The 11,142-nt window shown below is 47.4% G+C and carries 11 protein-coding genes; 4 read left to right on the forward strand and 7 right to left on the reverse strand.

Annotated features, from left to right (window positions below; genetic code table 11):
* Nucleotides 1-228: 228 nt before the first annotated feature.
* The 4 genes from H525_RS0112945 to H525_RS0112960 form a co-directional block, all read right to left on the reverse strand.
* Nucleotides 229-1,485: a peptidase gene (locus tag H525_RS0112945; protein ID WP_027416555.1), complete on the reverse strand. Its 1,257-nt coding sequence runs from the start codon at nucleotides 1,483-1,485 to the stop codon at nucleotides 229-231.
* On the reverse strand, nucleotides 1,475-2,158 hold the full coding sequence (locus tag H525_RS23975) for a 3-oxoacid CoA-transferase subunit B (RefSeq protein WP_051331015.1): 684 nt from the start codon (nucleotides 2,156-2,158) through the stop codon (nucleotides 1,475-1,477). Before H525_RS23975 ends, H525_RS0112945 begins: the two co-directional genes overlap by 11 nt.
* A complete protein-coding gene (locus H525_RS0112955) occupies nucleotides 2,143-2,760 on the reverse strand; it encodes a CoA transferase subunit A (protein ID WP_245590483.1) in 618 nt (205 codons plus the stop codon). Before H525_RS0112955 ends, H525_RS23975 begins: the two co-directional genes overlap by 16 nt.
* 92 nt (nucleotides 2,761-2,852) lie before the next feature.
* Entirely contained in the window at nucleotides 2,853-4,217 is a 1,365-nt protein-coding gene (locus H525_RS0112960) for an aspartate aminotransferase family protein (RefSeq protein WP_027416557.1), read from the reverse strand.
* A 144-nt stretch (nucleotides 4,218-4,361) separates the two neighbouring features.
* On the opposite strand from H525_RS0112960, the gene H525_RS0112965 reads away from it, so the two are divergent.
* A complete protein-coding gene (locus tag H525_RS0112965; protein WP_027416558.1) occupies nucleotides 4,362-5,933 on the forward strand; it encodes a PucR family transcriptional regulator in 1,572 nt (523 codons plus the stop codon).
* Here the strand turns inward: H525_RS0112965 and ablB are convergent.
* Nucleotides 5,930-6,799, reverse strand: a complete 870-nt coding sequence (gene ablB / locus H525_RS23980) for a putative beta-lysine N-acetyltransferase (RefSeq protein WP_425387696.1) — start codon at nucleotides 6,797-6,799, stop codon at nucleotides 5,930-5,932. The genes H525_RS0112965 and ablB overlap by 4 nt on opposite strands.
* 123 nt (nucleotides 6,800-6,922) lie before the next feature.
* On the opposite strand from ablB, the gene H525_RS0112975 reads away from it, so the two are divergent.
* The gene (locus tag H525_RS0112975; RefSeq protein WP_245590482.1) at nucleotides 6,923-8,368 is read left to right on the forward strand and encodes a sigma-54 interaction domain-containing protein; all 1,446 of its coding nucleotides are present in this window, start codon (nucleotides 6,923-6,925) and stop codon (nucleotides 8,366-8,368) included.
* Between the two features lie 72 nt (nucleotides 8,369-8,440).
* Here the strand turns inward: H525_RS0112975 and H525_RS29575 are convergent, their stop codons facing one another.
* Complete coding sequence (locus H525_RS29575) at nucleotides 8,441-8,638, reverse strand: hypothetical protein (protein ID WP_155837270.1); 198 nt, start codon at nucleotides 8,636-8,638, stop codon at nucleotides 8,441-8,443.
* Between the two features lie 244 nt (nucleotides 8,639-8,882).
* Between H525_RS29575 and kamA the strand changes: the two genes are divergently transcribed.
* Together kamA and H525_RS23985 are read left to right on the forward strand one after the other, a co-directional pair.
* The gene (kamA, locus tag H525_RS0112980; RefSeq protein ID WP_081413388.1) at nucleotides 8,883-10,310 is read left to right on the forward strand and encodes a lysine 2,3-aminomutase; all 1,428 of its coding nucleotides are present in this window, start codon (nucleotides 8,883-8,885) and stop codon (nucleotides 10,308-10,310) included.
* 10 nt (nucleotides 10,311-10,320) lie between these two features.
* Complete coding sequence (locus H525_RS23985; RefSeq protein ID WP_162142501.1) at nucleotides 10,321-10,539, forward strand: YokU family protein; 219 nt, start codon at nucleotides 10,321-10,323, stop codon at nucleotides 10,537-10,539.
* A gap of 150 nt (nucleotides 10,540-10,689) precedes the next feature.
* Here the strand turns inward: H525_RS23985 and H525_RS0112990 are convergent.
* A partial coding sequence (locus H525_RS0112990) for an IS3 family transposase (protein WP_027416561.1) occupies nucleotides 10,690-11,142 on the reverse strand: 453 nt, incomplete at its 5' end.

Raw genomic sequence — 11,142 nt, forward strand, 5'->3', positions numbered from 1 at the left:
CCTAAGTGGCGGTGGGCACCGGTTTTATTTTTTGCAGGGTCTTCCCGCTGCTCAGTGCTCCTCTGGAATTTGGGGGCGCTTTTAGGCCCGATGGTCTCCATCATGGAGATACCCGGATGTTTCGGGCCGGCCCCCAAACGGAATAGGAGCACGGACAGTTACGCTTCTCTGCAAGGGGAAACTCTGCAAAAATACAATGGATTCGATGCATCTCGCCCACACAGTTTATTAACTGAGCGCTATCTCACACCATTGAGTCATCGTAAGCGCGATAATCTGTGCGCACTCCAACACTCTGTCGAGCTCAATGTATTCATTCGGATAATGCGCCATGCTTGTCACACCCGGCCCGAATACGACGGAAGGAGTATCCCCGACCTTAGCCAGTAGACCGCCATCCGTTCCCCACGGCGAGGCCTCGATAATCGGTTCTTTCTCAAACACTTCACGGTAAGCACAGATTAGGTGATTCATCAATGCATGATCCCGGTCAACGGTCCCGGGCACCCACTGGGCACCGAACCATTCCAATTGCGGCGGATGTTCCTTCAACCAATCATCGTTAATTAAAGACAACGCTTCCTCCATCATCTTCTTAGCCTCTTGCATATCTTCTTCCGGCGCTACGCCCATTCGACCCTGCAGTTCGACAGCATCAGGCACAGAAGACGGCCATTCCCCGCCCTGAATCATTCCAATATTGATCGGAATAGGAATAGGAATCTGTTCATAGAGAGGGTCAGTAATTTTATTATTGCGCTCTTGCTCCAGGCGCCGCACCGCATCTACTACGAGCATCGCTTTTTCAATCGCGCTTACGCCTTCATATCGGGTCCCTCCGTGAGCGGACCGCCCCTTCACCCGGATACGAAACCACATTGAGCCCTGTTGCTTCGGAAAAATTTTCATCTCAGTCGGCTCGGGGATAAGGGCCGCATCCGCCTTATAACCGCGCAGCACGGCAGACAACGTACCGCAGCCTCCGCTCTCTTCCTCCACCACACTTTGGAAAATCACGTCTCCTTTTAATCGTATGTCCAATGCCTGCAGTGCTTCTATCGCAAACAACATCGCGATACTGCCGCCCTTCATATCCGTCACGCCACGCCCATACATTTTTCCGTTTTCTATTTTCCCGCTAAACGGGTTATCCTCCCATTGTTTTACATCCCCAACCGGAACGACGTCAATATGCCCGTTCAAAATAAGGGATTTACCGTTGCCAATACCTTTCCATACCCCGACAACATTAGGACTTCCTGTAAATTCTGTACGCGGAGAGCAGAAATAAGGGTGTTTTACTAACTCGTCTCCAGTCGGTTCCCACACATCTACTTCAAGTCCCATTTCCCTTAACTTATCAGCGATAAGCTTCTGGGCGCCCGCTTCATTTCCCTGTGTGCTCGGCGCCTGAACAACCTGCTGTAGAAAATTAATCATTTGCTGGCGGTTTTCCCGCATCCACTTCTCGATTCTATCCTTCATCTTGCAGTGCACCTCCGATAACAGGTACTTCTCCTTCGAAATAAAGCGGAGCTCCCGTGTTCTCAACTACCTGTTCCACGGTATACGGATAGAGAACTTCTTTCAAATGAAGGGCCCCGTTTTTTATTTCTATGACGGCGCGTTCCGTAATAATCATATTGACGCAGGCCGGAGCCGTAAGCGGCAAGGTACAGGTGCGGAGAATTTTAGGTTCCCCTCCTTTACTCGTATGGTTCATAAGTACAATGACCTTCTTCGCTTTTTGCGCAAGCTCAATGGCGCCTCCCATCCCGGGCACGCGCTTCCCCGGCACAATCCAGTTCGCCAGATCTCCCTTCTCGCTTACTTCCAGTGCGCCAAGAATCGTAATATCAAGATAGCCACGGCGGATCATCCCAAAAGCTACCGTACTGTCAAAATAGGACGCCCCCGGCACAATCGTCACCGGAAATCCTCCGGCGTTACACAAATTCTCGTCCTCTTCCCCTTTTGCAGGACTCGGCCCGGTTCCAAGAATCCCATTTTCCGCGTGGAACATCACGCCCCAATTATCGGGGATATAGTTGGCAACAAGCGTCGGGATTCCAATCCCGAGATTGACAACCATCCCCGGTTTGATTTCTTTTGCCGCCCGCCTCGCAATCATCGTCCGCTGCTCTACTCCCACGCCCATTTCCAGTTCACCCCTTCGCTTTTTACGATGTAATCCACATAAATGCCTGGCGTGATAATTTCTTCCGGGTTCAGCTCGCCTACCGGAACGATTTCATTTACCTCGGCAATGGTAATATCCGCCGCCATTGCCACAAGCGGGTTGAAATTGCGTGCGCTTTTATCAAAAATAAGATTTCCGTATTCATCTGCTTTTAAGGCATGGACAATCCCGACTTCGGCGGTAAGGGCCGGTTCAACCATATACGTTTTTCCTTCGATTTCAATCTTTTGCTTGCCTTCTTCCACTATCGTGCCAAGCCCGACATCGACCAGAATTCCCCCGAGCCCCATTCCACCGGCCCGAATTTTTTCTGCCAACGTCCCCTGTGGATAGAATGTTACGTGCAATTTCCCCTCTGTCATCAAGCGTCCGGCGTTCGGATTGGAACCGATATGCGACGTAATCAGCGAGCTCGCCCGTTCCGCAGTGATCATACGCCCGATTCCGATATCAGGGAATCCGGTATCGTTGCCAATGAGGCGAAGATTTCTCACCCCTTTTTTTAAAATACCGTCCATGAGCGTCGGCGGATTTCCAACCCCGCCGAACCCGCCGTACATCAGGCAGGTCCCGTCTGTAATAAAGCGAAGGGCTTCCTCCACTGTCACCACCTTGGAGAGTGTCTCCCGTTCCATAACCGTTCCTCCTTCCTCTACACCGTAAACGTTTGGGAGCCGGAATCGTTTGTTAGCTCCTCTGCCAGTTCAGTAATCGAGCGATCGAGCAGTTCAACTAATTTGTCGATTTCTTCCTCCAAAATGACAAAGGGAGGGGCGATAATGACGGCATCTCCCGCCTGCCCATTCACTGCACCGGAGGCATTATAAATAAGCAACCCGTTTGCCATCGCTTTCTCAATTAACCGTTCTGTAAACCGGAGACTCAACGGGAATGGTTGTTTCGAATAGAGGTCTTTTACAAATTCAATTCCGCATAACAGTCCTTTCCCCCGAACATCCCCAATCCATTTATGCTTGGCACGCAGGCGATCCAACCCATCCATTAATCGCTTTCCTTTCTCATCAACCTGAGCAACCAAGTGATTTTCCTCCATGTACTTCATCACCGCAAGAGAAATCGCTGCAGACTGCGGATTGGCGCTATACGTGTGGCCGGACATAATCGATTTTGACCCGTTCTCAATGACACGGATAATCCGCTCGCTCACAACAGCCGCCGCCATCGGCGTATAACCGGCACTCATGCCTTTCCCAAGCGCCATTAAGTCAGGCACCACATCCCAGTGGTCGATTCCAAACATTTTTCCGGTTCTGCCGTTTCCGGTCATAACTTCGTCCGCAATAAAAAGAATTTCATATTTTTCACAGATTTCCTTAATACGCTGGTAATAGAACGGAGGTGGGGTGACGGCTCCGCCGGATGCGCCAATAATGGGTTCGGCAATAAACGCAGCAATATTATCAGCGCCTATCCGGTGAATCGCCGTTTCCAATTGATTGGCACACTGTAAATCACAGCTAGGGTAGCTGCTGTTAAACGGGCAGCGGTAACAATAAGGGGGTTCAACCACTGGAAAGTCCTCAAGCAGCGGTACGAAACGTTTTCGCCGCAGTACGTGCCCCGACATCGAAAGCGCTCCCATAGTTATGCCATGATAGCTCATATGGCGCGATAAAACTTTGTTTTTCCCCGGCCGCCCAAGCTCCTGCCAGTATTGAATGGCGATTTTCATTGCTGTTTCGGTCGCTTCCGATCCGCTGTTCACAAAGAATACGTAGTTTAAATCGCCGGGCGACCATTGGGCCAATTTTTCAGCTAGCCTCTCTGCCGCCTCACTCGTAAATTGTGAGCGGTAGGTAAACGAGACCTTATTCGCCTGTTCATTCATCGCCTCAATCACTTTTTGTACACCGTGTCCTATATTCGCAGTAACGGCACCGGAGCACCCGTCCAGATATTGCTTGCCATTGCTATCATACAAATAGATCCCTTTTCCGGATGAAACCATAGGATATTCTTTATCCAGCAGAGGCTTTATCACATAACTGTGTTTGATCATACTCACTTCTCCCTTGGACTGTTTTATAGTTTGATCATACAAAAACCCGACTTGAAAAAATATTCGCATTAATCAATAAAAAAATGGTATACTTTTATACAACATGTATAAAGAAGCAGATTGAAAAAGCGAGGACATGATATGTCGATTACGGTAAATGAGGCCTTGCAGCTCCCTGATATTGCACAAATAAAGCTTGTAGGCGGACAGGGCGGCCTTCACCGGACCATTAAGTGGGTAACCATTGTTGAGATTATCGAAGATGTTACACGCCTCCAGGAAGGTGAATTTCTCATTACAACCGGCTTTGGGCTCGATACGAAAAAAAACCGCCGTCATTTCATCGAACGGCTCGCCAGGCAAAAGCTTTCTGCCGTGGCCATCCACACAGGATTTTATATGGAAAGAATTCCAGAGGAATTTATTAATGCGGCCAATACGTTTCATTTGCCGCTGATTGAAATTCCAAAGCATATGAATTTTTCTGAAGTAACGAAAGTTCTACTCACGCATATCGTTAATAACCAGTTGAAAATGGCTGAGGAGATACAGGCGATTCACCATAAGCTAACCAATCTCATATTGCGCAATAAAGGGCTTGGGGCCGTTGCTGCTCTGCTTGCCGAACTGCTTGAAGCCGATGTCTTCATCTTTGACGCGTTCCATACCCTGGTTGAGAGCAGTTGTGCTAATGACGAGGCCATTGAAAGCGGGTTTCTCCTTGAGCAGGATGTTCCGGCATCGTTGGAAAAACCTCTCCTCCTGTCTGCCCACCGTTTGGTTTATCCGATTGCGGTTGAAAATTATTACGGCTGCCTTTATGTGGTTAAAAGTTCGAATTTGCCTCCCCTGACTGAAATGGATGTTATGATCATTGAACAGGCCGGCACGGTATGCGCGATTGATTTTCTTAAGCAGCGCGCGGTTGATGAAGTGTGGCTTCGCCTGCAGGGTGATTTTTTGGATGAACTTCTTGAAACCGACATTAGGGACAAAGCCTACATTTACAAACAGGCACGCAAGCTAGGCTATGACATGAATGGTCAGATCGCTGTGATACGGATAGCTGCCGAAGGGGATGAGGATGTCCTATCGGTCGTCCAGCAGGCAGTAAAAAAATTTCCTTCTCCTGCTCTTGTACGGGAAAAAATGAATGCCCTCGTGCTTATGGTCAAACCGGTAAACGGAAGCCAAAGCATAAGTGACCTGGTTAAAGAAATCACGGACCAGTGGCAGCTTCGCTATCCTACCGCTCTGTATGTTGGCTCAAGCTCGATTTCCGACGACATTACTCAACTTTCAGAACGCTCACGCGAAGCGCGCTACGCTCTTCATGTGGCACGGTTAACGGGAATCCGGCACATGCCTTATGAAAAAATCGGAGTCTATGAAGCGCTTTTACAAATGAAAGACGCTGGAGTTTCGCTTTCCTCGTTATACGAGAAGCTGCTGGCTCCGCTCCTGCATTATGATGCAAAACACCATTCGCGCCTGCTTGAAACATTGGAATGCTATATCCGGCATAACATGAATATGAAAAATACGGCGGCAAGTCTGTTTGTTCATCGTCACACTTTAAAGTATCGATTGGAACAAATTCAGGCGAAAACAGGAAAAACTCTGGAGCATGCCGACACGCTCTTTCAATTTCATCTAGCGATTATGGCTTACAGGATTGACCAAACCGCCAAACAATCGGCAATAATACGTTAGTTCACATCGCTGAGATTTTTCACCCATAGACTCATATCTTCGAACTTATCAAAAATATTGCAGTTCTTTGTTAAACGTCCTGTATAGGAATAGCCTAACTGGTGGAACACCGCATTCATACCAAACGAGAGAGACCGGGCAAGCGAGTATGCACAATAAATGCGGCGGCTGAGCAGCTCTTGCTCCAACGCTATGATGAGCACCCTCATCAGGCCATGCTTCCGGTGTTCAGGAAGCGTGGCACAGTCCGTCATCTCAGCATTATGGTAGCTGGCATTCACTTCGGCCGACGCAGCACTGACAATACGCCCGCTGTTCTCGATTAAAAAGAACAGAGTCCCCTCTTCCATCACATTTTTAATATAGTGTGGTTTATTCATCGGGGTTGGGTACGTTTGAAAAACGTCATTGTATAAAACCGCCAGTTGATCGGCATCATCAGCGGTCGCCAGTCGAAGCGCATACCCGGAAGGAAGGTCCGGCCGTTCAAATTTCTGCGGAAGACTGAGAACCCGGTCTAAAATCTCGTCTTCTTCTATCCAGTAACCGCTCGTTCTTCTTTCGAGGTCAAAATAGAGTGCCATGCTGTATGCGTCACTTCCGTTAAAATAGCCTTTAAACACACCTTCCAACATATAGCCCCTGGAAAGGAACGTCTGCCAGTGTTCAGGACGCGTCTTAACAATCACTTTTGTAAACGCGTACTTGCCGGCCAGTTCCCGGATTTTGTTTTCAATGGAACAGATATTTCCCCGGTAATCGTCCACGCGCATTCGTTTGTTAAACGGGTCAAAACAGACGTTCATCATAAAGTCAGGGCCGCTTTCTACACCATTCGAATAATAGTTTTCGTTTTCTATACGCATAAGCACCTCCGGTTACACCTTTCTGTTGGAACAATATTTGCAAAAATTGTGCCAGAGGCACCCATTTTATAGCTATTGGTACCCGGGTTATTCATTACTTTTTGATTGTAAGGGTGATTAAAATTGTCTGATATAACAGCACAGTGGTCTGATCATTTGGAATGGTTGCTTGGCATGATAAATATAGGTGTCCATATTGTAGGAAAAGACGGGACCACCGTTTTTTACAACAACAAAATGGCTGAGATTGACGGGTTAGAACGGGAAAGCGTAGAGGGCAAAAGCGTGTTTCACCTCTTTCCCTCCCTTACGGATGAAAGCAGTACGCTGATTCGGGTCCTGCACACGGGGGAACAAATCATTGATAAAATGCAAACGTATGTAAATCTTACGGGCAAACAAATTACTTCTATTAACAGTACCTACCCTTTGAAAAAAAACGGTGACATTGTTGGCGCGGTAGAACTTGCCGAAGATATTACGCGCATCGTTCAGCTCAACGATCAAGTACTGGATTTACGGCAGCAGCTTTTTAGAAGCAGCCGAAAAACGAAGAAAACAAACGATACCCAATATCACTTCAGTGATTTAATCGGAGAAAGCCAGCTTTTTGTGCAGGCCCTTACCATTGCAAAAAAAGCGTCACGCACCAGTTCCCCTGTCCTTATCTCGGGACCTACCGGAACCGGTAAGGAACTGATCGCGCAAAGCATCCATAACGCCGGCATCCGCCACGACAAACCTTTTATCGCCCAGAATTGCGCAGCGGTTCCCCGCGACTTAATGGAAGGGCTATTATTCGGGACTACGAAAGGCGCTTTTACCGGAGCAATTGATCGGCCCGGCATCTTTGAGCAGGCCAATGGCGGGACCCTGTTTCTTGACGAAATTAACAGCCTTGACCTTCAACTGCAGGCGAAGCTTCTCCGGGTACTTCAGGATGGTAAAATAAGACGGATTGGCGGTATGGCAGAACAGAATGTGAACGTCCGTATTCTTGCCGCGATGAATATCCCGGCCCGGGAAGCAATCGATAAGGGGATTATTCGTACAGACCTGTATTATCGACTGAATGTGGTCAATATTGAACTCCCTCCGCTTTTAAAACGGGGCGAGGATATTCCACTTCTTGTTAAACACTTTATTGATAAATTCAATCAAACATTCGGCATGAACGTGACAGGAGTGAGCGAACCGGCTATGAGGCAGCTGCTGAGCTATTCATGGCCGGGAAATATCCGCGAACTGCGGCATGCCATTGAATCAGCCTTTAACATGCTGGATTCAGGTGAGGCACAAATTGAAGTGCACCACCTTCCGTTGTTTCCTGGCGAGACATCCCTGATACACCGAGAATCGGCCATTCCGGTGGCTCCCGTGCTTTCTGCGGCGGCGTCCCGCGCCTCCTGCACAACACCGATTAATTTGCCAGCCGTAATAGACAAAATTGAGCGTGATATGATCGCGGACGCCCTCAAAGAATGTGGCGGAAATATAAGCCGCGCCGCCGAATTTCTTAATCTAAAAAGGCAATCTCTCCAATATAAATTGAAAAAATACAACCTCTAGCCAAATTTCCGGCAGCAAGATTTTTGTAAGATGCAAAATATTCAGCACCTTATTTACAACTGTATCGTTTTTTTATTCAAGAGAAAGGGCGCAGCCTTTTCTCTTTTTTACCGTTAAGGAAAGTATATGTTGCTTTAACACTGTAAAGCAACATATACTTTCCTTCCATTGGTCACCCGAGAAAAACTCGCGGGAGTGTGCCGAACGTTGCTTTTTCGATGTGGAGCGTGTGGCCGTTTCGCTTCCCCGCAGAAAAAGGACGAGCGGCAACGCCCGCGAGTTTTTCTTATTTCCGTCTGCAGCTTGACACTAACAAGTCTCCTGTAGAGGTAATATCGCCATTTACAGTCAGTCCGTAGTTTTACAAACAGTCTGTAGTTAACAAGCAATCCGTAGCTTACAACGAGTTCGAAGTTTAACTATGAAATTAATATTCCGACCATTCTAAAATTGGCACACAATTTGCTTATTTACTAATAACAAGCAAATAATCTCTACCAAGGGGTGTATATACATGAGTTTACTCGAAAAGGATTTAGCTCAATTGAACGGGCAGGGATTGCCGACTCCGGTTACATCAAGAGATTTTCACAAGGTAGAACTATGGAAAGATGTTACGGATGAGCAGTGGAATGACTGGCACTGGCAGTTAACCCATACGATCAGAACGGTTGAAGATTTAAAAAAGGTGGTACATTTAACTCCGGAAGAAGAGGAAGGGGTACGCATTTCCACACAAACGATCCCTTTAAACATCACACCTTACTATGCAAACTTAATGAATCCGGACGATCCCCGGTGTCCGATTCGCATGCAGTCGGTCCCCATCTCACAGGAAATGATGAAAACAAAATATGATCTGGAAGACCCGCTGCATGAAGATGAAGATTCCCCGGTTCCCGGCCTTACCCACCGGTATCCGGATCGGGTATTGTTCCTTGTCACGAACCAGTGTTCGATGTACTGCCGCTATTGTACTCGCCGCCGCTTCTCGGGTCAAATCGGAATGGGGGTACCTAAGAACCAACTCGACGCGGCGATAGCCTATATCCGTGCGACACCGGAAGTTCGCGATGTGCTTATTTCAGGCGGGGACGGCCTGCTTATTAACGACACAGTGCTGGAGTACGTACTGAAAAACTTGCGGGCCATTCCGCACGTTGAAATTATTCGGATTGGGACCCGGGCACCTGTTGTATTCCCGCAGCGCATCACGGAAAACTTGTGCAATATCTTAAAGAAGTACCATCCAATCTGGCTCAACACGCACTTTAATACGCCGCTCGAAATTACACCGGAGGCCAAAAAAGCGTGCGAAATGCTTGGTAACGCCGGAGTGCCGGTCGGCAATCAATCTGTTATTCTGGCTGGCATAAACGACAGTACCATCATTATGAAAAAATTGATGCATGAACTGGTAAAAATACGCGTCCGCCCCTACTATATCTACCAGTGTGATTTATCGGAGGGAATCGGCCATTTCCGGGCACCGGTATCGAAGGGACTTGAAATTATTGAAGGCCTGCGTGGCCATACGTCCGGCTATGCGGTTCCAACCTTTGTCGTCGATGCGCCGGGTGGCGGTGGCAAGATTGCTCTGCAGCCAAACTATATGATTTCCCAGAGTCCGGAAAAAGTCGTTCTCCGCAATTTTGAAGGGGTTATCACCTCCTACCCGGAGCCTAAGGGCTATGTTTCGGGCCGTGCGGACGCTTACTTTAATGAAGTGTACGGCATGAAAAAGCAAGAAGAAACAGTTGGGATCGCGGCCATTATGCGCGATGAGAAGTTCAACCTCGTTCCGGAAAACCTGCGCCGTATGAACAAGCGAAAAAATTACCAAAATGCTGAAGACCATACCTCTCTCAAGGATCACCGTACGAAACGCGATGAGATGAAAGCAAAATTAATGAAGGCTAAAAATGAAGAAAAAGACGCCTAAAGGGGAAAACATGGTTGAATGCATTTGGTGTGGAAAAGAAGCGAACGAGGGAGTAAAAAACTGTTACTGGATTACACCGGACGGAAAAAAGACGGTGGAAATCCTGAGCATTCCTGCGATTATCTGCCCCCATTGTGAGCCGTACGTATCAGATGAAATTACGCAAAAAATTGAAGAAGCGCTCTACCTGAACGATATTGCCGCGCTTGGGTTGAAATTTTCTTTATGAACAGCTCGTGTCCGCCCCGCGGATTACTACGTTTACGAGTAAGATAGTGGGAAACGATAAAAATCCGGAAGGGAAATGACCTCACTCCGGATTTATTTTTTTCTGTGCAAATGGTATTAGGTCAATAGAATGGACACAAAAAGTAAAGATCTAGGCAGCATTTTTAATAAAGTTATAGTACATACGTTCGTATTGAAGGGGTGTGAAGTACCCGATTGACGAATGAATTCTTTTTCGATTGTAAAAAAATTCTATATACTCATAGATGTGTTTTTTAGCCTCTTCACGGGTCTTAAACTTGTTTAGGTAAATTAGCTCTTTCTTAATAATGCTATGAAAAGACTCAATACAAGCGTTGTCATAGCAATTGCCTTTTCTGCTCATGCTACCAATCATGTTGTACTGTTCCAGACGATCCTGATAGTCTTTAGAAGCATATTGACTCCCTCGATCGGAGTGGTGAAGAACTTTTCCTTTGGGCTTCTTTTTGTCATAGGCCCTGTCCAACGCCTTGAGGACTAAGGCTTTCGTCATTTGTTTATCCGCATACCAACCGACAATTTCACGCTGGTAGAGATCCATAATACTCGCGAGATAGAGCCA

The sequence above is a fragment of the Aneurinibacillus terranovensis DSM 18919 genome (assembly GCF_000430625.1).
Taxonomy (GTDB): Bacteria; Bacillota; Bacilli; order Aneurinibacillales; family Aneurinibacillaceae; genus Aneurinibacillus_B; species Aneurinibacillus_B terranovensis.

What these genes read in the sequence shown, in the direction of transcription:
- H525_RS0112965 (WP_027416558.1), top strand. Translation starts at nt 4,362, where the DNA reads ATGTCGATTACGGTAAATGAGGCCTTGCAGCTCCCTGATATTGCACAA.
- kamA (WP_081413388.1), top strand. Translation starts at nt 8,883, where the DNA reads ATGAGTTTACTCGAAAAGGATTTAGCTCAATTGAACGGGCAGGGATTG.
- H525_RS0112955 (WP_245590483.1), bottom strand. Translation starts at nt 2,760, where the DNA reads ATGTACGGCGGGTTCGGCGGGGTTGGAAATCCGCCGACGCTCATGGAC.
- H525_RS0112945 (WP_027416555.1), bottom strand. Translation starts at nt 1,485, where the DNA reads ATGAAGGATAGAATCGAGAAGTGGATGCGGGAAAACCGCCAGCAAATG.
- ablB (WP_425387696.1), bottom strand. Translation starts at nt 6,799, where the DNA reads ATGCGTATAGAAAACGAAAACTATTATTCGAATGGTGTAGAAAGCGGC.
- H525_RS23985 (WP_162142501.1), top strand. Translation starts at nt 10,321, where the DNA reads ATGGTTGAATGCATTTGGTGTGGAAAAGAAGCGAACGAGGGAGTAAAA.
- H525_RS23975 (WP_051331015.1), bottom strand. Translation starts at nt 2,158, where the DNA reads ATGGGCGTGGGAGTAGAGCAGCGGACGATGATTGCGAGGCGGGCGGCA.